At 72.9% G+C, this 21,631-nt stretch carries 16 protein-coding genes and 1 riboswitch; of the genes, 10 read left to right on the forward strand and 6 right to left on the reverse strand.

Going from position 1 to position 21,631, the window contains the following annotated elements:
* Nucleotides 1–18: 18 nt before the first annotated feature.
* From GSY65_RS27910 to GSY65_RS27920, 3 genes are read right to left on the reverse strand one after another with little or no spacing between them, the layout of a single operon-like run.
* Nucleotides 19–699: a DUF7342 family protein gene (locus GSY65_RS27910; RefSeq protein ID WP_159773805.1), complete on the reverse strand. Its 681-nt coding sequence runs from the start codon at nucleotides 697–699 to the stop codon at nucleotides 19–21.
* The gene (locus GSY65_RS27915) at nucleotides 696–2,465 is read right to left on the reverse strand and encodes an ATP-binding protein (protein ID WP_159773807.1); all 1,770 of its coding nucleotides are present in this window, start codon (nucleotides 2,463–2,465) and stop codon (nucleotides 696–698) included. The genes GSY65_RS27910 and GSY65_RS27915 overlap by 4 nt, the downstream gene beginning before the upstream one ends.
* A gap of 56 nt (nucleotides 2,466–2,521) precedes the next feature.
* The gene (locus tag GSY65_RS27920) at nucleotides 2,522–3,562 is read right to left on the reverse strand and encodes a sucrase ferredoxin (protein WP_159773809.1); all 1,041 of its coding nucleotides are present in this window, start codon (nucleotides 3,560–3,562) and stop codon (nucleotides 2,522–2,524) included.
* A 479-nt stretch (nucleotides 3,563–4,041) separates the two neighbouring features.
* Here GSY65_RS27920 and GSY65_RS27925 point away from each other — a divergent pair, with 479 nt between their 5' ends.
* A complete protein-coding gene (locus GSY65_RS27925) occupies nucleotides 4,042–5,199 on the forward strand; it encodes a CobW family GTP-binding protein (RefSeq protein ID WP_159773811.1) in 1,158 nt (385 codons plus the stop codon).
* 72 nt (nucleotides 5,200–5,271) lie between these two features.
* Here GSY65_RS27925 and GSY65_RS27930 read toward each other — a convergent pair whose 3' ends face one another.
* The gene (locus GSY65_RS27930; RefSeq protein WP_159773813.1) at nucleotides 5,272–7,725 is read right to left on the reverse strand and encodes a DNA gyrase/topoisomerase IV subunit A; all 2,454 of its coding nucleotides are present in this window, start codon (nucleotides 7,723–7,725) and stop codon (nucleotides 5,272–5,274) included.
* Nucleotides 7,726–8,066: 341 nt separating this feature from the next.
* Between GSY65_RS27930 and GSY65_RS27935 the strand changes: the two genes are divergently transcribed.
* From GSY65_RS27935 to GSY65_RS27950, 4 genes are all read left to right on the forward strand, one after another.
* A complete protein-coding gene (locus GSY65_RS27935; protein ID WP_201452845.1) occupies nucleotides 8,067–9,443 on the forward strand; it encodes a M16 family metallopeptidase in 1,377 nt (458 codons plus the stop codon).
* Nucleotides 9,440–10,828 carry a M16 family metallopeptidase gene (locus GSY65_RS27940; RefSeq protein WP_159773815.1) on the forward strand — a complete coding sequence of 463 codons (1,389 nt, stop codon included), beginning with the start codon at nucleotides 9,440–9,442 and terminating at the stop codon, nucleotides 10,826–10,828. The genes GSY65_RS27935 and GSY65_RS27940 overlap by 4 nt, the downstream gene beginning before the upstream one ends.
* 201 nt (nucleotides 10,829–11,029) lie before the next feature.
* Nucleotides 11,030–11,203, forward strand: a riboswitch (cyclic di-AMP (ydaO/yuaA leader).
* A 12-nt stretch (nucleotides 11,204–11,215) separates the two neighbouring features.
* On the forward strand, nucleotides 11,216–12,001 hold the full coding sequence (locus GSY65_RS27945) for a M23 family metallopeptidase (protein ID WP_159773817.1): 786 nt from the start codon (nucleotides 11,216–11,218) through the stop codon (nucleotides 11,999–12,001).
* Nucleotides 12,002–12,188: 187 nt separating this feature from the next.
* Nucleotides 12,189–12,893 (forward strand): GntR family transcriptional regulator, encoded by a 705-nt coding sequence (locus tag GSY65_RS27950; RefSeq protein ID WP_159773819.1) that lies wholly within the window; start codon nucleotides 12,189–12,191, stop codon nucleotides 12,891–12,893.
* Nucleotides 12,894–13,139: 246 nt separating this feature from the next.
* Here GSY65_RS27950 and GSY65_RS27955 read toward each other — a convergent pair whose 3' ends face one another.
* Complete coding sequence (locus tag GSY65_RS27955) at nucleotides 13,140–13,421, reverse strand: HPr family phosphocarrier protein (RefSeq protein WP_159773821.1); 282 nt, start codon at nucleotides 13,419–13,421, stop codon at nucleotides 13,140–13,142.
* Between the two features lie 182 nt (nucleotides 13,422–13,603).
* Between GSY65_RS27955 and GSY65_RS27965 the strand changes: the two genes are divergently transcribed.
* From GSY65_RS27965 to GSY65_RS27980, 4 genes are all read left to right on the forward strand, one after another.
* Nucleotides 13,604–16,555, forward strand: coding sequence for a bifunctional acetate--CoA ligase family protein/GNAT family N-acetyltransferase (locus GSY65_RS27965; protein ID WP_159773825.1), 2,952 nt, complete (start codon nucleotides 13,604–13,606; stop codon nucleotides 16,553–16,555).
* 321 nt (nucleotides 16,556–16,876) lie between these two features.
* On the forward strand, nucleotides 16,877–17,464 hold the full coding sequence (locus GSY65_RS27970) for a DUF5998 family protein (RefSeq protein WP_099968251.1): 588 nt from the start codon (nucleotides 16,877–16,879) through the stop codon (nucleotides 17,462–17,464).
* Nucleotides 17,464–18,651, forward strand: a complete 1,188-nt coding sequence (locus tag GSY65_RS27975) for an alkaline phosphatase family protein (RefSeq protein ID WP_159773827.1) — start codon at nucleotides 17,464–17,466, stop codon at nucleotides 18,649–18,651. Before GSY65_RS27970 ends, GSY65_RS27975 begins: the two co-directional genes overlap by 1 nt.
* Before the next feature lie 61 nt (nucleotides 18,652–18,712).
* Nucleotides 18,713–19,360, forward strand: a complete 648-nt coding sequence (locus tag GSY65_RS27980) for a thymidine kinase (protein ID WP_159773829.1) — start codon at nucleotides 18,713–18,715, stop codon at nucleotides 19,358–19,360.
* Nucleotides 19,361–19,484: 124 nt separating this feature from the next.
* On the opposite strand, the gene GSY65_RS27985 is transcribed toward GSY65_RS27980, so the two are convergent.
* Nucleotides 19,485–20,285 carry a VOC family protein gene (locus GSY65_RS27985; protein ID WP_159773831.1) on the reverse strand — a complete coding sequence of 267 codons (801 nt, stop codon included), beginning with the start codon at nucleotides 20,283–20,285 and terminating at the stop codon, nucleotides 19,485–19,487.
* A gap of 325 nt (nucleotides 20,286–20,610) precedes the next feature.
* Here GSY65_RS27985 and GSY65_RS27990 point away from each other — a divergent pair, with 325 nt between their 5' ends.
* Complete coding sequence (locus GSY65_RS27990) at nucleotides 20,611–21,438, forward strand: sulfurtransferase (RefSeq protein ID WP_159773833.1); 828 nt, start codon at nucleotides 20,611–20,613, stop codon at nucleotides 21,436–21,438.
* Nucleotides 21,439–21,631 lie beyond the last annotated feature (193 nt).

Consider the following 21,631-nt stretch of genomic DNA (forward strand, 5'->3'; position numbering starts at 1 on the left):
GCGCGTCCCCGGGTGGGTTCAGGGGCGGGTCGCCCACTCGTAGCGGTGCTCCGGGCGGCCCGCGTCGCCGTACTTGAGGGTCAGGCGGGCGCGTCCGGTGCGCTCCAGCAGCTTGAGATACCGCTGGGCGGTCTGACGGCTCAGACCGGTCCGATCGGCGATCTCCTGGGCGGACAGCGGGCCCTCGGCGGTCATCAGGGCCCGGCGCACGACCTCGGTGGTGGTGGCGGAGTGCCCCTTCGGCAGGTCCGGCTCGCCGCCCGCCGAGAGCGCGCCGAAGATCCGGTCGACCTCCGCCTGCTCGGCCTCGCCACCACCGTCCAGGGTCCGCCGCAGCTCCGCGTACGCCTCCAGCTTGGCCCGCAGCCCGGCGAACGCGAACGGCTTCACCAGGTACTGCAGGGCGCCCTGCCGCATCGCCGCCTGGACCGTCGAGACGTCACGCGCCGCCGTCACCATGATCACATCGGTCTGGTGGCCGCGCCGCCGCATCTCCTGGACGACCCTGAGACCCGTCTCGTCGGGGAGGTAGTGGTCCAGCAGGACCAGGTCCACCCGGGGCAGCTTCTCCAACTGCTCCAGCGCGTCGGCCGCGTTGTGCGCCACGCCCGCCACCCGGAAGCCGGTGACCTTCTCCACGTAGGCGGCGTTCACCCGGGCGACCCGCAGGTCGTCGTCCACGACCAGGACCTCGATCATCGCGACTCCTTCTCGGCGGCCGGGGCGGCGGCATCAGGCGCGTGCGCCGTGCCCGGTCGCGCGTCACGGCCCGCCGGCGGCTCGTCGTGCGGGCCGGCTCCCTCGTCGGGTGCCGTAGACGTAAGCGCCCGTCCGGACGATTGCGTCACCAACCCCGGCTCCGCCAGCGCCTCCGGCAGGACGACCGTGAACTCCGCGCCGCCGCCCTCCGCCTCGGTGACCCGGGCGCTGCCTCCCTGCCGTTCGGCGAGCCGGCGCACCAGGGAGAGCCCGATACCGCGCTCGCGGTGGGCCGGGGGCGTCTTGGTGGACCAGCCCTCCGTGAAGATCAACTCACGTTGACCGGGCGGGACTCCGGGCCCCGTGTCGCGGACCCGGAGGATCGCCGTGCGCCCCTCGGCCCGCAGCTCCACCTCCACGCGCGCGTGCGGGGTGCCCGCGACGGCGTCCAGGGCGTTGTCGACGAGGTTGCCGACGATGGTGACCAGACCACGTGGATCGATCAACCTGTCCGGCAGCGGGGTCCCGCCGGTGACCGTCAGGGCCACGCCGCGCTCGGCCGCGACGGTCGCCTTGCCGACCAGGACCGCCGCGAGCAGCGGATCGTGGATCTTCTCGGTGACCTGCTCGGCGGTCGCGCGATGGTCGCCGACCACCTCACCGACGAAGTCCACGGCCTCGTCGTACATCTCCAGTTCGAGCAGGCCGAGGAGGGTGTGCATCCGGTTGGCGTGCTCGTGGTCCTGGGCGCGCAGGGCGTCGATCAGACCGCGTGTGGAGTCCAGCTCGCGGCCCAGCTGCTCCAGTTCGGTGCGGTCCCGCAGGGTGGCCACGGCACCGCCGTCGTCGGTGGGCATGCGGTTGGCGACGAGGACGCGCCGGCCGCGGACGGTGAGCAGGTCGGTGCCGGTGACCCGGCCGGCCAGCACATCGGTCGTACGCCCCGGGCCGAGCGCCTCGTCGAGGGACCGGCCGACCACCTCGTCGCCGAGGCCCAGCAGACGCTGCGCCTCGTCGTTGAGGAGGCGCACGCGTCCCGCGCGGTCCAGAGCGACCACACCCTCCCGGATGCCGTGCAGCATCGCCTCGCGCTCCGCGAGGAGCCCCGCGATGTCGGAGAAAGCCAGGTCACGGGTCTGCCGGTGGACCCGTCGGGAGATCAGGTACGCCGCCAGCGCGCCGACCGCCATGGCGCCGCCCGCGTACGCGAGAAGCCCGGGAATCGCGTGGATCAGCCGGGCGCGCACATTGTCGTACTCGATACCGACGGAGACGGCCCCGACGATCCTCCCGTCGGCGTCGCGCAGGGGCACCTTGCCCCGCGCGGACCGCCCGAGGGTGCCCGAGTCGATCTCCATGACCTCGTTGCCCGCGAGGGCGCGGCGCGGGTCGGTCGAGACGAGGCCGCCGATCTCGGTGGGGTCCGGATGGGACCAGCGCACCCCGCGGTCGTCCATCACCACCACGTACTCGGCCCCGCTGGCCCTGCGGATCCGCTCCGCCTCGACCTGCACCGGCCCTTGCACGGACGGCTTGGTCGTGACCAGGTCCTCGGCGATCTGCGGCTGTGCCGCCGTGGTCTGGGCGATCGCGAGGGCGCGCCGCATCGCCTGGTCGTCCAGCTGGTCGCTGAGCGGTGCGAGGAACAGCCCGGTCGCGAGGACGGCGACACCGGCGGCGATCGCCACCTGCATCAGCAGGACCTGCGAGAACACCCGCCGCGGCATCCCGAGACGCAGGCGACGTGCGGGGGGAGTGGGGCTCATACCCATGACGGTACGTGCACGGCGTGCGCCGGACGTAGAGGGGTGTGGCGGGGATCTCAGACGGGTGTGGGGCACGTCAGGGGCGCCGAGGACGATTCCTGCCCGCGCGGCCCAGGACGATTCCGGCCCGCCCGGAGGACGGGTCCGGTGCGCAGGGCCTCACCGGCCGGCGCCGCCGGCACCAGTTCGCGTACGGCCGTCACGTCCATCCGGGCCGGAGGGCCCAGGGGTGAGCCGCAGCTCTCGGGGCGGGGCGGCTGGGACGCTCCCCGGGAGACGGTGACCGTCCAGCGGCGGCCGTCGACGTGGGCGACGGTGACCTCCCAGTGCGGGGCGGCCCCGTCCGTGCGCAGGACGGTGAGCGCGTCGGCCGCGTCCTCGCCCGTCGCCGCGCGCACCGCCAGCTCCGCCGCCTGCCCGGGACGCTCCCAGGCGGAGTTCCCGCGGCAGCCCTCGGTGACGACCCGGCCCTCCCGTACGGCGTGGAGGACCTCCTTGACGTGGTGGGCCTCGGCGCGGCCGTACACGTAGCCGGAGGGGAGGACGAGCAGGGTGGGCGAGAAGCGGTGCCCTCCCAGATGGGTGACCTCCCAGGTGCCCTCGACGCCGGAGGCGGCCAGTTCGGCGGCGAGCGGCCGGCCGAGCAGGGCGCAGCAGCGGTCGCGTTTGCCGTTGGTGCACACGAGCGCGAGCGGCTGGCCCGTGTGGGGGCGGCCCTGGAGGACCGCTTCGAAGGAGCGGGGGTCGCCGTCGCCGAGCGCGGCGAAGTCGAGGTCGAGCAGGCGCTCCGGGGCGGTCGTGGTGGCGCGGTGCAGCCAGACGTTCCCGGGGACCGTGTGCGCCACGTACACCTGGCGCTCGTGGACCTCGCGGCAGTCGGCGTGACGGCCCGGCCGCCGGATGAGCGCCACGCGGACGCCGGTGCCCTCGGTGGCGGCTTCGAGGGCACGGCCGAGCGCGGGGTCCAGGTGGCTCGACGTGAGCGCCTGGGCGCCCCAGGGGCCCGGCTGTTCCAGCAGCAGCCATGTCCTCGCCGTGGCGGCGGTCCCCGCGAGAGGCTCGGCGAGGTGTCGGGACGCGGATGTGCACGTACTCACAGAGGTGAGCCTAACCTGACTTCGGCGCGGGCGACTTCCGGCCGGGCCGAAGAGGGGAGAACCGGGGGCAGGGAGCGGTGCGTCCGGTGGGCCTCGGCGTGTGGCGTGTGCCCACCCGGGCAGTGGTCGCGGCGGGCGCACCCCCACGTACCGGCCACTGGGGCGCATCCGCAGGGGGCGCTCGCCGTACTCCTCCAGCGCATGGGCGATCCAGCCCACCGTGCGGGCGACGGCGAAGATCGTCTCGCCGGCGACCGCATCATGGATGTGCGGGTGCCGGAAACCGGCGCCATGCACACCGCGTGCCCCGCTGACAATCGTTCCCCTCCTGTGGGCTGTGTGCCCACTCGTATCCTGGGGCAGCAGGACAAGGCCGTACGAGAGCCGCGGTGTTCCGGCGAACGCCGGTGTCCGTGAGCCGTCCCGGTACGGCGGCCGGTCGCGAGCCGGCGTACGCAAGGTGTGAGAGAGGGCGCGCGTTGAGCCAGTCGTCGAGTCCGGGCCCCCGGGGTCCGCAGCAGATCCCGGTCGTGGTCCTCGCCGGGTTCCTGGGATCAGGCAAGACGACCCTCCTCAACCACCTTCTCCACCGCAGCGGCGGCACCCGCATCGGGGCCGTCGTCAACGACTTCGGGGCCATCGAGATCGACGCGATGGCGGTGGCCGGCGCGCTCGGCGACTCCACGGTGTCGCTGGGCAACGGATGTCTGTGCTGTGCCGTCGACGCCGGCGAGCTGGACGTGTACCTGGAGCGGCTGGCCGACCCCGCCACCGGCATCGACGTCATCGTCATCGAGGCCAGCGGGCTCGCCGAGCCGCAGGAACTCGTGCGGATGGTGCTCGCCAGCGAGAACCCCCGGGTCGTGTACGGCGGGCTGGTCGAGGTCGTCGACGCGGCCGAGTTCCTCGACACCAGGCAACGGCACCCCGAGATCGACCGGCACCTCGCCATCGCCGACCTCGTCGTCGTCAACAAGGTCGACCGGGCCGAGGACGGTGAGCGTGTGCTCGGACTCGTCCGGTCGCTCAGCGAGGGAGCCGCCGTCGTGGCCGCGACGTACGGGCGTATCGACCCGGAGTTCCTCTTCGACTGCCGTCCCAGTGAGGAACGCGTCGGGCAGCTCTCCTTCGACGACCTCCACCGGCACGACGACGTCCACGGGAACGACGGCGCCGACCCGCATGGCGGAGACGGCGCCACCGGCGGCCACGCCCACGAGGACCACCTCGGGCATCTGCACACCGCCTACGACAGCGTCGCCTTCGTCTCCGACCTGCCGATGAACCCCCGACGGCTGCTGGACTTCCTCGACGGCAGGTCCGACGGGCTCTACCGCATCAAGGGGTACGTCGACTTCGGCCCCCACGACACCCGCAACCGGTACGCCGTGCACGCCGTCGGGCGGTTCCTGCGGTTCTACCCCGAGCCGTGGGCGCCGGGCGACGGGCCGAGGCTCACCCAGCTCGTCCTCATCGGCACCGGCATCGACGCCGCCGCCCTCACCAAGGAGCTTCAGGCGTGCGAGGACGACGCCCCCCAGGCCGACGAGCACAGCATGTGGGGCGTCCTGCGCTACGTACCCGACCAGGAGGAGCCGGAGGCCGGCGGCCCGGAGACCTCCGACGACACCTTCTGAGGCCGGTCGGGCCGCGGCCCCCCCCGTGACGTCTTCCGTACGGGAGGGGTCGCGGCCTGCCGTCGGCCTCGATCAGACGGGTCCCGCCACCGAGGCCACGGGCTTGCCCAGGGAGACGCCCGAACCGTCGCGCCGCGGGTCCATCTCCGGCAGGTCGGCCGGAGTGCCGTTCTTCTGGGCGGCGCGGGCCGGCGTCGGGCCCGCCCAGGCGAAGGACAGACAGTCCTCGCCCTTCAGATACCGCTGGCAGCGGACGCCGCCCGTGGCCCGGCCCTTGCGCGGGTACTGGTCGAACGGGGTCAGCTTGGCCGTGGTCTGCACGGAGTCGTCCAGCGTGCCGCGCGAGCCCGCCACCGTGAGGACCACCGCGTCGGCGGCCGGGTCGACCGCGGTGAAGGAGATGACCTTCGCGCCCTCGGTGAGCTTGATGCCGGTCATACCGCCGGCCGGGCGGCCCTGCGGGCGGACCTGCGAGGCCTGGTAGCGCAGCAGCTGGGCGTCGTCCGTGATGAAGACCAGGTCCTCCTCGCCCGTGCGCAGCTCGATCGCGCCCACGATGCGGTCGCCCTCCTTGAGGGTGATGACCTCCAGCTCCTCCTTGTTGGACGGGTAGTCGGGCACCACCCGCTTGACGACACCCTGTTCGGTGCCGAGGGCGAGGCCCGGCGACGACTCGTCGAGCGTCGTCAGACAGACCACGCTCTCGCCGTCCTGGAGGGAGAGGAACTCCGCGAGCGGCGCGCCGCCCGCGAGGTTCGGGGCAGCGGCCGTGTCGGGCAGCTGGGGCAGGTCGATCACGTTCAGCCGCAGCAGACGGCCCGTGGACGTCACCGCGCCGATCTCGCCGCGGGCCGTCGCCGGGACCGCCGACACGATCACGTCGTGCTTGGTGCGCCTGGCGCCCGCGTCCGCCGCGAAGGGCTCGGCGTCGGCCGTACGGGCGAGCAGCCCCGTCGAGGACAGCAGCACCCGGCACGGGTCGTCCGCTACCTGGAGCGGAACCGCCGCCGGTGCGCCCGAGGACTCCAGCAGCACCGTACGGCGCTCGGTGCCGAACTTCTTCGCCACCGCGGCCAGTTCCCCCGAGACCAGTTTGCGCAGCTCGGCGTCCGACTCCAGGATGCGCGTCAGCTCCGCGATCTCCGCGGTGAGCCGGTCCTTCTCCGCCTCCAGCTCGATGCGGTCGTACTTGGTGAGGCGGCGCAGCGGGGTGTCCAGGATGTACTGCGTCTGGACGTCCGACAGGGAGAAGTGCTCCATCAGGCGCTCCTTGGCCTGCGCGGAGTTCTCGCTGGAGCGGATCAGACGGATGACCTCGTCGATGTCCAGCAGCGCCGTGAGCAGACCCTCGACCAGGTGCAGCCGGTCGCGCTTCTTGCCGCGGCGGAACTCCGAGCGGCGGCGCACGACGTCGAAGCGGTGGTCGAGGTAGACCTCCAGGAGTTCCTTGAGCCCCAGAGTGAGGGGCTGGCCATCGACCAGCGCCACGTTGTTGATGCCGAAGGACTCCTCCATCGGCGTCAGCTTGTAGAGCTGCTCCAGGACCGCCTCCGGCACGAAGCCGTTCTTGATCTCGATGACGAGCCGCAGCCCGTGCTGGCGGTCGGTGAGGTCCTTGACGTCGGCGATGCCCTGGAGCTTCTTCGAGCCGACCAGGTCCTTGATCTTGGCGATCACCTTCTCGGGGCCGACGGTGAACGGCAGCTCCGTGACGATGAGGCCCTTGCGGCGCGCCGTCACGTTGTCCACGGTCACCGTGGCGCGGATCTTGAAGGTGCCGCGGCCCGTCTCGTAGGCGTCCCTGACGCCGCTGAGGCCGACGATCCGGCCGCCCGTGGGCAGGTCGGGGCCCGGGACGTGCTTCATCAGCGCGTCCAGGTCCGCGTTGGGGTACCTGATCAGGTGGCGGGCCGCCGCGATGACCTCGCCCAGGTTGTGCGGCGGCATGTTGGTGGCCATCCCGACGGCGATGCCCGAGGCGCCGTTGACCAGCAGGTTCGGGAAGGCGGCGGGCAGCGCGACCGGCTCCTGCTCCTGGCCGTCGTAGTTCGGGGCGAAGTCGACCGTGTTCTCCTCGATCGACTCCGTCATCAGGCTCGTCGCGGCGGCCTGACGGCACTCCGTGTACCGCATGGCCGCGGGCGGGTCGTCGTTGCCGAGGGAGCCGAAGTTGCCGTGGCCGTCGACCAGGGGGACCCGCATCGAGAAGGGCTGGGCCATCCGCACCAGGGCGTCGTAGATCGACGAGTCGCCGTGCGGGTGCAGCTTGCCCATGACCTCGCCGACGACGCGGGCGCACTTCACATAGCCGCGGTCGGGGCGCAGTCCCATCTCGTTCATCTGGTAGACGATGCGGCGGTGCACCGGCTTCAGACCGTCACGGGCGTCGGGCAGCGCTCGGGAGTAGATGACCGAGTACGCGTACTCCAGGAAGGAGCCCTGCATCTCGTCGACGACGTCGATGTCGAGGATCTTCTCCTCGAACGCGTCGTCGGGCGGCGGGGTCTTCGTGCTGCGGCGGGCCATCGCTGCCGGCTCCTTGCTGCAAGTGAACGGACTCTGACGCGGACCATTGTGGACTGCCGCACTGACAACCCGGACACGACCCGGCATTCGCCACCGGGGCGGGTGCCCGGCGCCGCCGCGTCAACCGCGTGCGCCACCTTAACCACTGCCCGGCGGTGACGAGCGGCGGTGCCGCTCCCGGCATCCGGGGTTCTCGCTCCCGGCGCACGGCGTTCTCCGCCCTCGGCGTACGGCCGCCGGGAACTTCGCCGGGCGTCCGCACGCTTGCATACAGTGGCAGGACCGGCAGGACAACCGCGGTTCCAGCGACCGCGCTCGCCATCGAAGGGACGTACATGCCCATGGGTCACACGGCCACAGCCGAGGCAGGCTCCGAAGGCCTGACAGTGAAGGAGCACCGCCTGGACAACGGCCTGCGCGTGGTGCTCTCCGAGGACCACCTGACCCCGGTCGCCGCGGTGTGCCTCTGGTACGACGTCGGCTCCCGCCACGAGGTCGCGGGCCGCACCGGCCTCGCCCACCTCTTCGAGCACCTGATGTTCCAGGGCTCCAAGCAGGTCTCGGGCAACGGCCACTTCGAGCTGGTCCAGGGCGCCGGCGGCTCGCTCAACGGCACCACCAGCTGGGAGCGGACCAACTACTTCGAGACGATGCCCGCCCACCAGCTGGAGCTCGCGCTGTGGCTGGAGGCCGACCGCATGGGCAGCCTGCTGTTCGCGCTCGACCAGAAGAACCTGGACAACCAGCGGGACGTCGTCAAGAACGAGCGACGGCAGCGCTACGACAACGTGCCCTACGGCACCGCCTTCGAGCGGATCTTCCGGCTCGCCTACCCGGAGGGCCACCCCTACCGGCACACCCCGATCGGCTCCATGGAGGACCTGGAGGCGGCCAGCCTGGAGGACGCCCGTCAGTTCTTCCGGACCTACTACGCCCCCAACAACGCCGTCCTCTCGGTCGTCGGCGACATCGACCCGGAGCAGACCCTCGCCTGGGTCGAGAAGTACTTCGGCTCCATCCCGTCCTACGACGGCAAGCCGCAGCCGCGTGACGGCGCACTGCCCGACGTCATGGGCGAGCAGCACCGCGAGGTCATCGAGGAGAAGGTGCCCGCGCGTGCGCTGATGGCCGCCTACCGCCTCCCGGAGGACGGCACGCGCGCGTGCGACGCGGCCGACCTGGCCCTCGCCATCCTCGGCGGCGGCGAGTCCTCCCGCCTCTACAACCGGCTCGTCCGCCGCGACCGTACGGCGGTGACGGCCGGGTTCGGTCTGCTGCGCCTGGCCGGCGCCCCCTCGCTGGCCTGGATGGACGTCAAGACCTCCGGCGACGTCGAGGTGCCCGTCATCGAGGCCGCCGTCGACGAGGAGCTCGCCCGGTTCGCCGCGGAGGGCCCCACGGCCGAGGAGATGGAGCGCGCCCAGGCCCAGTTGGAGCGCGAGTGGCTGGACCGGCTCGGCACGGTCGCGGGCCGCGCCGACGAACTGTGCCGCTTCGCGGTGCTGTTCGGCGACCCCAAGCTCGCCCTGACCGCCGTCGACCGGGTGCTCGACGTGACCGCCGAGGAGGTCCAGGAGGTAGCCAAGGCCCGCCTGCGGCCCGACAACCGCGCGGTGCTCGTCTACGAACCCGTCTACGACGAGGCCGAGAGCGCGGCGACGGACGCCGACGCGACCACCGACGCGACCACCGACGAGAACGAGGAGTCGGCGAAGTGACCGAGCTCGCGACCATGGACTTCCACCCGCAGCCCCAGGCCGGCGAGGCCAGGCCCTGGGCGTTCCCGGCGCCCGAGCGCGGCATCCTGGACAACGGCCTGACGGTGCTCCGCTGCCACCGCCCCGGCCAGCAGGTCGTCGCCGTCGAGGTGCTCCTCGACGCCCCCCTGGACGCCGAGCCCGCCGGCCTCGACGGTGTCGCCACGATCATGACGAGGGCCTTCTCCGAGGGCACCGACAAGCACTCCGCCGAGGAGTTCGCCGCCGAGCTGGAGCGCTGCGGCGCCACCCTCGACTCGCACGCCGACCACCCCGGCGTCCGCCTGTCCCTCGAAGTGCCCGTGTCCCGGCTGGGCAAGGCGCTCGGCCTGCTCGCCGACGCCCTGCGGGCCCCGGCCTTCGCGGACAGCGAGATCGAGCGGCTCGTCGCCAACCGGCTCGACGAGATCCCGCACGAGACCGCGAACCCGGGCCGCCGGGCCGCGAAGGAGCTCTCCCGGCAGCTGTTCCCGGCGGACTCCCGCATGTCCCGGCCCCGCCAGGGCACCGAGGAGACGGTGGCGAGCATCGACTCCGCGGCCGTGCGCGCCTTCTACGAGCGGCACGTCCGCCCGGCGACGGCCACCGCCGTCATCGTCGGCGACCTCACCGGAGTCGACCTCGACGCGCTGCTCGGCGACACCCTGGGCGCCTGGACGGGCTCCCCGGCCAAGCCCCGCACCATGCCGGCGGTGACCGCCGACGACACCGGGCGCGTCGTCATCGTCGACCGCCCCGGCGCCGTACAGACGCAGCTGCTCATCGGCCGCGTGGGCGTCGACCGGCACGACCGGGTGTGGCCGGCCCAGGTGCTCGGCACCTACTGCCTCGGCGGCACCCTGACCTCCCGGCTGGACCGCGTCCTGCGCGAGGAGAAGGGCTACACCTACGGCGTGCGCGCGTTCGGCCAGGTGCTGCGCTCCGCGCCCGACGGCTCCGGTGTCTCGATGCTCGCCATCAGCGGTTCCGTGGACACGCCGAACACCGGCCCCGCGCTCGACGACCTGTGGACGGTGCTGCGCACCCTCGCCGCCGAGGGCCTGACGGACGCCGAGCGGGACGTCGCCGTGCAGAACCTCGTCGGGGTCGCCCCCCTCAAGTTCGAGACGGCGGCCGCGGTGGCGAGCACGCTGGCCGACCAGGTCGAGCAGCACCTGCCGGACGACTACCAGTCGACGCTGTACCGACAGCTCGCCGCCACCGGCACCGTGGAGGCCACCGCGGCCGTCGTGAGCGCCTTCCCGGTGGACCGTCTGGTGACGGTCCTCGTCGGCGACGCCGCGCAGATCGAGGAGCCGGTCAGGGCTCTCGGCATCGGCGAAGTCACCGTCGTACCGGCCGAGTAGAGAAGGCCCGCGGACGGGCGCACAACAGGGGCCCGGTGACGGAAGAGTCACCGGGCCCCTGTTTGTCCGTATTGATGGCGGAGGTTGGCCTTTGGCTCTGTGGCGTACGCCTCAAAACCCGTGATGCGTTTGTTATTCCGGTGGCGGCCCGCTTAGCGTCTGTCCGGCTGTTCGCCAGCAGTTCGCCGCACCCGCGGCACCGGACAGTCATCGCCGAGTCCCCCATGGCGCGAGCCAGGGGAGCCGGGGACCCAACCGCAGTCCCTGGGGTGAATCGGGTGCCCTTCGCGAGCGTCGCGAAACGAGGGGTGTCCGTAGGAGACCTTCCTGCTCCGAACCCGTCAGCTAACCCGGTAGGCGAGAGGGAAGGAAAGGATCAGCCACTCCATGGCGTTCACCCGCGCTCCCGGGAAGCACCGCCGTCCCGGCCGCGTGAAGCGCACGACCACGAGGACCGTGGGCGTCGCCGCTCTCACCACCACCGGTGTCGTCGGCACCGTCGCCGTCCCGGCGCTCGCCGCGGAGCCCGCTCCCGAGCAGACGGGGCTGAACCAGATCATCGTCCTCGGCGACACGGTCGCCGAGCAGGTCGACGCCCAGGCCGCCGCCCAGCAGCAGGCCGCCGAGGTGGCCGCCGTCAAGCAGAAGGCGCAGGAGGAGGCCCGCAAGGCCGCCGCCGAGAAGGCCAAGCAGGAGCGCGCCGCCGCCAAGGAGCGCGAGGAGATCAAGGCGCGTGCCGCCCGCGCCGCCGAGCGCGAGCGCCTCAACGCGTACGTCTCTCCCATCACCGGCTCCTACATCTCCACCGGCTACAAGTCCGGCGGCGCCGTCTGGTCCTCCGGCAGCCACACCGGTGTCGACTTCCACGCCGCCTCCGGCACCCCCGTCCACGCCGTGGGCGCCGGCACCGTCGTCGAGGCCGGCTGGGGCGGCGCGTACGGCAACAACGTCGTCATCAAGATGAACGACGGCACGTTCACGCAGTACGGCCACCTGTCGTCCATCGGCGTCTCCGTCGGGCAGACGGTCACCCCCGGCCAGCAGATCGGCCTCTCCGGCGCCACCGGCAACGTCACCGGCCCGCATCTGCACTTCGAGGCCCGCACGACGGCCGAGTACGGCTCGGACATCGACCCGGTCGCGTACCTGCGCTCGCACGGTGTGAACGTCTGACGAAAGCCCCCCGCTTCAGGAGGCCCCGGCTCACCGAGCCGGGGCTTTCCTTGTTCCGGGGTACCCGCTGTCCAAAAAATATCCATGGATTCCGGCCCGCCATCGGAAATTCCGGCCCGCTGCAATAGAGTCACCTGAACACACGTCGATCAAAGGCGTTTTACGGGGATTAAGGCGGAGGTCGGTCATGCGTATTCCGGCGCACTCGGTATGCACGGCGATCCGTGATGACATCGTCGCGGGTGTCCACGAGCGCGGCAGCCGTCTCACCGAGGAACTGCTCGCACGCCGGTACGGCGTGAGCCGGGTCCCGGTGCGCGAGGCGCTGCGCACGCTGGAGGCGGAGGGCTTCGTGGTGACCCGCAGGCACGCGGGCGCGTGCGTCGCCGAGCCGACCGACCAGGAGGCCTCCGACCTGCTGGAGATGCGCATGCTGCTGGAGCCCCTCGGCGCCGCCCGCGCCGCCCAGCGCCGCACGGAGGCCCATCTGAAGGTCCTGCGCGGCCTGGTCAGGCTGGGCCAGGAGCGGGCCAGGCGGGGCAACAGCGAGGATCTGCGCTCCCTGGGCGGCTGGTTCCACGAGACGCTCGCCCAGGCCTCCGGGAGCCCCGCCCTGACCTCGACGCTCGCCCAGCTGCGGCACAAGATCGCCTGGATGTACGCGGTCGAGGCGCCGGCCGATCCCGTGGAGTCCTGGGCCGAGCACGGGAGCATCGTGGACGCCGTGGCCCGCGGCGACAGCGAGCGCGCGCGGACGATCACCGCTCGGCACACCGAGCGGGCGACGTCGGCGCACCGGCTGCGCTTTCCCGGCCGGCCCGCCGCGCCGGAGCGAGGGGACGGTGTGAGGACTTCGCAACACCCCGTAAACATGCCGAGTCTGCGGCATTAACACGAGAGCCGTATACAAAGAAGACGTGAATTCGAAGGGCTTTCTTCCTGCTGCCCGCGGACGCATTTCCCGAAGCCGTGGACACGTTTACCGTCCGGCGCGCGGACGGATTCCCCCGATGTCCGTGTTCATCGCCGACGGATTTACCCGGTGCCTCGGTCCGGGGAAAGGCGAAGGGCTCGCCCGGTGTGTCGGACGAGCCCTTCAGTGCTGTTGCGAGCGGCCTTCAGGCCGGAGTCGCGCGGGTCAGACCGTCTCGGGCAGCTCCTCGAGCCCCTCGGCGACGAGCTTCGCCAGTCGGTCGAGCGCGGCGTCCGCGCCCTCGGCCTCGGAGGCGAGGACGATCTCCTCGCCGCCCTGGGCGCCCAGCCCCAGGACGGCCAGCATGGAACCGGCGTTGACGGGGTTGCCCCCGGCCTTGGCGATCGTCACGGGGATACCGGAGGCCGTGGCGGCCCGGACGAAGATGGAAGCGGGGCGGGCGTGGAGGCCCTCGGCCCAGCCGACGTTGACGCGGCGCTCAGCCATGTGATGCTGCCCTTCAGGTGTGTCTCGGGTACCTCGAAGAGGTCTAGACCGGATTGTCTAGACCAGTTTCCCATATCGTGAAGCGTCACCGGGGCGGGCCCACGGCCTGACCGCGCACCGGCTGTTGTGCTTCCCCAGACTGCCCCGCGCCGTCGTCGGACGCGAGCCGTACTCTGGGGCCCATGCAGACCTCGTCGGACCGGCATGAGTACCCCGCCCACTGGGAGGCCGACGTGGTGCTGCGCGACGGCGGCACCGCACGCATCCGGCCCATCACCGTTGATGACGCCGAGCGTCTGGTCAGCTTCTACGAGCAGGTCTCCGACGAGTCGAAGTACTACCGCTTCTTCGCGCCGTACCCTCGCCTGTCCGCCAAGGACGTCCACCGCTTCACGCACCACGACTTCGTGGATCGGGTGGGGCTCGCCGCCACCGTCGGCGGCGAGTTCATCGCCACCGTACGCTATGACCGCATCGGCGCCGACGGGATGCCCGCCTCCGCCCCCGCCGACGAGGCCGAGGTCGCCTTCCTCGTCCAGGACGCCCACCAGGGCCGCGGCGTCGCCTCCGCCCTCCTCGAACACATCGCCGCCGTCGCCCGTGAGCGCGGCATCCGGCGCTTCGCCGCCGAGGTACTGCCCGCCAACACCAAGATGATCAAGGTGTTCACCGACGCCGGGTACCAGCAGAAGCGCAGCTTCGAGGACGGCGTCGTACGCCTGGAGTTCGGCCTGGAGCCCACCGACCGCTCCCTCGCCGTGCAGCGCGCGCGGGAGCAGCGGGCCGAGGCCAGATCGGTGCAGCGGCTCCTCGCCCCCGGCTCGGTCGCCGTCATCGGCGCCGGACGCACCCCCGGCGGAGTGGGCCGCAGCGTGCTCGACAACCTCCGCGACGCGGGCTTCGTGGGCCGGCTCTACGCGGTCAACAAGGCCGTCCGGGAGAAGGAGCTGGACGGGGTCCCGGCGTACCCCTCCGTCCGTGACATCGAGGGCCCCGTCGACCTCGCCGTCGTGGCCGTCCCCGCCGCGCAGGTCCCCGAGGTCGTCGCCGAGTGCGGTGAACACGGAGTGCAGGGCCTCGTGGTGATCTCCGCCGGGTACGCCGAGAGCGGCCCCGACGGGCACGACCGCCAGCGCGAACTCGTCCGCCTGGCGCGCGCGTACGGCATGCGCATCATCGGCCCGAACGCGTTCGGCGTCATCAACACCGCCCCCGGCGTACGGCTCAACGCCTCGCTCGCCCCGCAGATGCCCCGCTCGGGGCGCATCGGCCTCTTCGCCCAGTCCGGCGCCATCGGCATCGCGCTGCTGTCCCGGCTGCACCGGCGCGGGGGAGGGGTCACCGGGGTGACGGGCGTGTCCACGTTCGTGTCGTCCGGCAACCGGGCGGACGTCTCCGGCAACGACGTCATCCAGTACTGGTACGAGGACCCCGACACCGACGTGGTGCTGATGTACCTGGAGTCCATCGGCAACCCGCGCAAGTTCACCCGCCTCGCCCGGCGGACCGCCGCGGTCAAACCGCTCGTCGTCGTCCAGGGCGCACGCCACGGGGCGGCCCCGCAGGGGCACGCGGTGCGCGCCACCCGGCTGCCGCACGCCACCGTGTCCGCGGTGCTGCGGCAGGCGGGGGTGATCCGCGTCGACACGATCACGGAGCTGGTGGACGCGGGGCTCCTGCTGGCCCGGCAGCCGCTCCCCGCGGGCCCGCGGGTCGCGATCCTCGGCAACTCGGAGTCGCTGGGGCTGCTCACCTATGACGCGTGCCTGGCCGAGGGGCTCCGTCCGCTGCCGCCGGTCGACCTGACGACCGCCGCCTCGGCGGACGACTTCCACCGGGTGCTGTCGGACGCCCTGGCCGACGACGCCTGCGACGCGGTCGTCGTGACGGCCATACCGGCGCTGGGGGAGACGTCCCCCGACGACGCGGCCCTCGCCGAGGCGCTGCGCTCCGCGGCGGCGGCGAATCCCTCGAAGCCGGTGCTCGTCGTCCACGTCGAGCTGGGCGGCCTCGCCGAGGCGCTGTCGGCCGCGGCGAGCACCGCACCCCAGGCGGCCGACAGGGCACCCGGCACCACGAGCGGCGCGTCACAGCCTGCGGCCACCCCGGCTCAGGGGGACGCGGGGCACCCCGCGGAGCGAGCGCCCGCCGCCGACGGAACGGCCACCCCGGTGGCACCCCCCACCGCGCCCGCCCGTCCCCTCGCGGCGGACGCCGCCCCGCCCGCCCCGCCCGCCGATGACCGGCTCGGCCCCGCCCGGCCCGCCGACTCGCGGCTCATCCCCGCCTATCCCGCCGCCGAGCGGGCCGTCCGCGCCCTCGCCGAGGCCGTGAAGTACGCGCAGTGGCGGCGCGAGGCGGCGGAGCCGGGCAAGGTGCCCGAGTACGAGGACATCGACGAGAAGGGCGCCGCGCGGCAGATCGACGAGCTGCTCGCGCGGGGCGAGGGGCTCGCCCTCGGCGCGGAGGACACCTGTGCCCTGCTCGGGCGGTACGGCATCCAGGTCCGGGAGGCACGTCCAGCGCCCACGCCCGACGAGGCGGTGGCGGCGGCCGAGGCGCTCGGCTATCCCGTCGCGCTGAAGACGACCGCCCCGCACCTGAGGCACCGCGCGGACCTGGGCGGCGTACGGCTCGACCTGGCGGACGAGGAGCAACTGCGGCGAGCCTACGCGGAGTTGACGCAACTGTTCGGCGGTCCGGAGGAGCTGCGTCCGGTCGTCCAGGCCATGGCCCCGCGCGGTGTCGACACGATCGTACGGACGGTGGTCGACCCGGCGGCGGGCGCGGTGCTGTCCTTCGGGCTGGCCGGGCCGGCGTCGCAGCTGCTCGGTGACATGGCGCACCGGCTGATTCCGGCCACCGAACGGGACGCCGCCTCCCTGGTCCGGTCGATCCGGACGGCACCCCTCCTCTTCGGCTGGAGAGGCTCGGCGCCGGTCGACACCGGCGCCCTGGAGGAACTGCTGCTGCGCGTCTCCCGGCTGGTGGACGATCACCCCGAGGTCGTGGCCGTCTCCCTGGAACCGGTCGTCGTCGCCCCGCACGGGCTCAGCGTCCTCGGCGCCACCGTACGGCTCGCCCGCCCACCTGCCCGCGACGACCTCGGCCCGAGAACGCTCCCGGTCTACTGACGGCGACGACCGGGGACCGGCGGTCGGCGGCTGGCGACCGGCCACCGGAGAGGGGGACACGGTCACCTCCGGCTCCGTCACCGGCCCTGCGTACGCGGCGTTCGAGGCCCGCGTCCGCCTGCGACCACATGGCCCTCCCCGAGCCCCGCGCGGCCCTCCCCGAGCCTCCGCGATGCCGTGGCCGCACCCCTCCGCCTGCCCCTCCACAGGGCTGCTCCGGGGGGCCGGACGCGAGAGGGGCACGACGGCCTGCTGTGCGAACGCCCCGGGATGCCCCTGACTGAGCCGGACCGCCCTTGCCCACGGACTAGGATGGACGTCATGGCCAAGACCAGTACGACGACCCAGGGGCTGCGCGCGGCGATCGAGCGCAGCGGCTACTACCCGGCTCTCGTGGCCGAGGCGGTGGAGGCCGCTGTCGGCGGCGAGGCCATCAAGTCGTACCTGGTCCACCAGGAGACGACGTTCGACGCGAACGAGGTGCGGCGCCATGTGACCGTCCTCGTCCTCACGGCCAACCGGTTCATCGTCAGCCACACCGACGAGCAGGCCGCGGACAGCACGTCGCCGACGCCCTACGCCACCACGTCCACCGAGTCGGTGAAGCTCGGCCGGATCTCCTCGGTCGTGGTCAGCAGGGTCGTCGCCAACCCCGAGTCGTACACGCCCGGCACCCTGCCCCGCGAGGTCGTCCTGACCATCGGCTGGGGCGCCGTCTCCCGCATCGACCTGGAGCCCGCCGCCTGCGGCGACCCCAACTGCGAGGCCGACCACGGCTACACGGGCAGCTCGACGGCGGACGACCTCAGCCTGCGCGTCAGCGAGGCCGGGGACGGCCCCGAGACCGTTCGCCAGGCCCTCGCCTTCGCGCAGTCCCTCTCCGAGGCGACCGCGGACCTCGCCCGCTGATGGCGCTGCCCACCTGGGACCACCCGGAACCCCTCGCCGTCGGCTCCGCGCCCGTCCCCGAGTACGGCGCAGGCTCGCTCGCCGACCTCCTGCCCACCCTCGCCGCGGGCATGGAGGTCCCCGGCGTGACCGCCGCGATACGGGAACTGGCGCCGGCCGACCGTGCCTGCGTCTTCCTGATCGACGGACTCGGCTGGGAGCAGCTTCGGGCGCACCCCGACGAGGCGCCCTTCATGACCTCCCTGCTGGCGTCCTCCCGCGGCGGGACCGGCCGCCCCATCACCGCCGGCTACCCCGCCACCACGGCGACCTCCCTGGCCTCCGTGGGCACCGGACTGCCCCCCGGCGCGCACGGCCTCCCCGGCTACACGGTCCGCGACCCCGACACCCGGGAGCTGATGAACCAGCTCCGCTGGCAGCCCTGGACGGCACCACACGTGTGGCAGCCGTACCCGACCGTGTTCCAGCTCGCCCACGAGGCCGGTGTGCACGCCGCGCAGGTCTCGTCGCCCGCCTTCGAGCACACCCCCCTGACCAAGGTCGCGCTGAGCGGCGGCACCTTCCACGGCCGTCTCTCCGGCGAGGACCGCATGGACCTGGCCGCCGCCCAACTGCGTGCCGGTGACCGGGCCCTGGTCTACACGTACTACTCCGAGGTCGACGGCGCCGGGCACCGCTACGGCCTCGACTCGGACACCTGGCGCGGCCAGCTCATGCACGTCGACCGCCTCGTCCAGCGGCTGGCGGAGCAACTCCCGCCGCGCAGCGCCCTCTACGTCACCGCCGACCACGGCATGATCGACATCCCCTTCGACGAACAGCACCGCATCGACTTCGACGAGGACTGGGAACTGCGCGCCGGCGTCGCCCTGCTGGGCGGCGAGGGCCGCGCCCGCCATGTGTACGCGGTACCGGGCGCCGAGTCGGACGTCCTGACCTGCTGGCGCGAGGTGCTCGGCGAGCAGTTCTGGATCGCCTCGCGGGACGAGGCCATCGCCGCGGGCTGGTTCGGGCCCACGGTGGACGAACGGGTGTACGGCCGCATCGGTGACGTCGTCGCGGCCGCCCGCGACGACGTCCTGATCATCGCCTCCGAGCGGGAGCCCAAGGAGTCGGCCATGGTCGGCAACCACGGCTCGATGACCCCGGCGGAACAACTGGTCCCGCTCCTCGAAGTCCGCTCCTGACCGTCCCGCGCGCCCGTCCCGACCGCCCCGCCGTCCCTTGCCGAAAGGTGCTCACCTCACCATGTCCGAGCTGGTGTTCTTCTCCGGAACCATGGACTGCGGGAAGTCGACGCTGGCCCTCCAGATAGAGCACAACCGCTCGGCGCGGGGCCTCCAGGGCATGATCTTCACGCGTGACGACCGCGCCGGTGAGGGCAAGCTCTCCTCCCGCCTGGGGCTGGTGACCGACGCGGTGGAGGTCGAGGACGGCCAGGACCTCTACGCGTACCTCGTCGACCACCTCTCCCAGGGGCGCCGCGCGGACTACGTCATCGCCGACGAGGCGCAGTTCCTCGCCCCCGAGCAGATCGACCAGCTCGCCCGCGTCGTGGACGACCTGGGCCTCGACGTCTACGCCTTCGGCATCACCACCGACTTCCGCTCCAAGCTCTTCCCCGGCTCCCAGCGCCTGGTCGAGCTCGCCGACCGCGTCGAGGTCCTCCAGGTCGAGGCCCTGTGCTGGTGCGGCGCCCGCGCCACCCACAACGCCCGCACCATAGGCGGCCACATGGTCGTCGAGGGCGCCCAGGTCGTCGTCGGCGACGTCAACCAGCCCGACGACATCGGCTACGAGGTGCTCTGCCGCCGCCACCACCGCCGCCGCATGACCGCGGCGACGGCCCGCGCGGGAGCCCTCTCCCCGGACGTCCTCCCGGTCGAGACGGCCTGAGCCCTCCGCCGGCCATCACCGCGCGCAGAGGTCGCCCTCGCGGGCAACGGCCCCCGCACCCGTCAGCGCTCCCACGTCCCGAACCTCAGCGCGCCATGGGCCCCCTCGGCGCTCCACGGGCCCCTCAGCGCTCCATGTGCACCAGCGCGAAGACCGCCCCCTCCGGATCCGCCACGGTGGCCACACGGCCCTGGGGGGTGTCGTGCGGCGGAGTGAGGACATGGCCGCCGAGGTCGAGGACCCGCCGGGCCGCCTCGTCGGTGTCGGTCGTCTCGAAGTACGTCAGCCAGTGCGGGCCACGGTCACGGGGGAGCGCGGTGCCCATGCCGTGGATGCCGGCGACGGGGCGGCCCCCGATGTGGAGGGTGACGTGGTCGGTGTCGGGGTCCGGTGACGCCACCGGTCTCTCCTCGTAGCCGAAGGCCACCTCGTAGAACTTGGCGACGCTCTCCGTGTCGTACGTGAGCAGCTCGTCCCAGGCGGGGGTGCCCGGAACCCCCGTGATGTCCGTGCCGAGGAGCTCCGCCGCCTGCCAGATGCCGAAGACGGCACCCGTCGGGTCCGAGCCGATCGCGAGGCGCCCCGCCTCCCCGGCGTCCAGCGGCCCGACCCCGACGGTCCCGCCGCAGTGCCGCACGGTCGCCGCCGTCCGGTCCACGTCGTCGGAGGCGAAGTACGGCGTCCACGCGATCGGAAGGTGCCGGTCCGGCGGCAGCTGCCCGATCCCCGCCACCTCGCGCCTGTCGAGCAACGCCCGCACGTACGGGCCGAGCTGCTGCGGACCGGGCTGGAACTCCCAGCCGAACAGGGCCCCGTAGAACTCCTGCGTCGCGTCCATCCCGTGCACCATCAGGCTCACCCAGCGGGGCGTGCCCGGCGGGTACGCCCCGCCGTTCGGGCCGGTCGACCCCCGTGCGTCGGTCATCGTCACTCTCTCCTCGGCCCTCGCGGCCGCGTCCGTCCGCCCCGCCGTACACGTGTACCGCGTCCACCCGCGATCACGCCCCGCGCCGATGCTCGCACCACCCGTGGTGCCGCACGCCCGCGCCGCACCGCCGCGCCCTGGCGCACGTACGTACGCGAACGGACGCGGTCGACCGTGACGCGCCGCTTTCCGCGGGGCGGACGGGTGGTGGCCGTCGACTGTACGGCATGTGTCCGATCCTGTACGCGCGGTGATCGCAACCGTCCGGCGGGCAGAGTAGCCGGACCCGGGCGAAGGAACCACCCCGTGCGCGAGGATGGGGGCCATGAACGCCATCATCACCGCATCCGACCTCGCCGAGGAGCTGGCCGGACCCCGCCCGCCCGTCCTGCTGGACGTGCGCTGGCAGTTGGGCGGCCCCCACCAGCGGCCCGCGTACGACACGGCGCACATCCCGGGGGCCGTCTTCGTCGACCTGGACGCCGAACTCGCCGGCCCGGCGGGCGAGGCCGGCCGCCACCCGCTGCCGGACCCCGAGACCTTCGGTGCGGCGATGCGGGCTGCCGGGGTGTCCGCCGACCGTCCGGTCGTCGTCTACGACGGCGGCCTCAACTGGGCCGCCGCGCGCGCGTGGTGGCTGCTCCGCTGGTCGGGCCACCCCTCCGTGCGCGTCCTCGACGGCGGTCTCGCGGCCTGGGACGGCCCTGTGACGGCCGAACTCCCCGTCCCCGAGCCGGGAACCTTCACCCCCGCCCCGGGCGCCCTCCCGCTGCTCGACGCGGACGGCGCCGCGGCGCTCGCCCGCAGCGGTCTGCTCCTCGACGCGCGGGCCGCCGAGCGCTACCGAGGCGACGTGGAGCCCATCGACCCGGTCGGCGGCCACATCCCGGGCGCCGTGTCCGCGCCCACCACCGAGAACGTGACCGCATCCGGTCACTTCCGCTCCGCCGCCGAACTCGCCGACCGATTCAAGGGACTCGGCGCGACCGCGGACACCGAGGTCGGCGTGTACTGCGGCTCGGGCGTCTCCGGCGCCCACCAGGTGCTCGCGCTGGCCGTGGCGGGCATCCCGGCCGCCCTGTACGTCGGCTCCTGGTCGGAGTGGTCACGGGACGGCAGCCGCCCGGTCGCCACCGGGCCCGACCCCCAGTGACCCGGCACTGACGGCGTGCCGCGGGGCCCGCGTCTGAACGACACGGGCCCCGTACACGTATGAGAGACCGGACCCCCACCCACGGAACCCCACGGAAACCACGGAAGAAGAACCCGGAAGCAGAAGAAAGCAGAAACGGATCGGCATGCACGACCGTCCTGCTCGCAGCCGCCGACCCCCACCCTGCTCACCG

Source organism: Streptomyces sp. HM190 (assembly GCF_009857135.1).
Classification (GTDB): domain Bacteria; phylum Actinomycetota; class Actinomycetes; order Streptomycetales; family Streptomycetaceae; genus Streptomyces; species Streptomyces heilongjiangensis.

What these genes read in the sequence shown, in the direction of transcription:
- GSY65_RS27915 (WP_159773807.1), bottom strand. Translation starts at nt 2,465, where the DNA reads ATGAGCCCCACTCCCCCCGCACGTCGCCTGCGTCTCGGGATGCCGCGG.
- GSY65_RS27910 (WP_159773805.1), bottom strand. Translation starts at nt 699, where the DNA reads ATGATCGAGGTCCTGGTCGTGGACGACGACCTGCGGGTCGCCCGGGTG.
- GSY65_RS27975 (WP_159773827.1), top strand. Translation starts at nt 17,464, where the DNA reads ATGGCGCTGCCCACCTGGGACCACCCGGAACCCCTCGCCGTCGGCTCC.
- GSY65_RS27935 (WP_201452845.1), top strand. Translation starts at nt 8,067, where the DNA reads ATGGGTCACACGGCCACAGCCGAGGCAGGCTCCGAAGGCCTGACAGTG.
- GSY65_RS27980 (WP_159773829.1), top strand. Translation starts at nt 18,713, where the DNA reads ATGTCCGAGCTGGTGTTCTTCTCCGGAACCATGGACTGCGGGAAGTCG.
- GSY65_RS27955 (WP_159773821.1), bottom strand. Translation starts at nt 13,421, where the DNA reads ATGGCTGAGCGCCGCGTCAACGTCGGCTGGGCCGAGGGCCTCCACGCC.
- GSY65_RS27930 (WP_159773813.1), bottom strand. Translation starts at nt 7,725, where the DNA reads ATGGCCCGCCGCAGCACGAAGACCCCGCCGCCCGACGACGCGTTCGAG.
- GSY65_RS27965 (WP_159773825.1), top strand. Translation starts at nt 13,604, where the DNA reads ATGCAGACCTCGTCGGACCGGCATGAGTACCCCGCCCACTGGGAGGCC.
- GSY65_RS27970 (WP_099968251.1), top strand. Translation starts at nt 16,877, where the DNA reads ATGGCCAAGACCAGTACGACGACCCAGGGGCTGCGCGCGGCGATCGAG.
- GSY65_RS27950 (WP_159773819.1), top strand. Translation starts at nt 12,189, where the DNA reads ATGCGTATTCCGGCGCACTCGGTATGCACGGCGATCCGTGATGACATC.
- GSY65_RS27945 (WP_159773817.1), top strand. Translation starts at nt 11,216, where the DNA reads ATGGCGTTCACCCGCGCTCCCGGGAAGCACCGCCGTCCCGGCCGCGTG.
- GSY65_RS27985 (WP_159773831.1), bottom strand. Translation starts at nt 20,285, where the DNA reads ATGACCGACGCACGGGGGTCGACCGGCCCGAACGGCGGGGCGTACCCG.
- GSY65_RS27990 (WP_159773833.1), top strand. Translation starts at nt 20,611, where the DNA reads ATGAACGCCATCATCACCGCATCCGACCTCGCCGAGGAGCTGGCCGGA.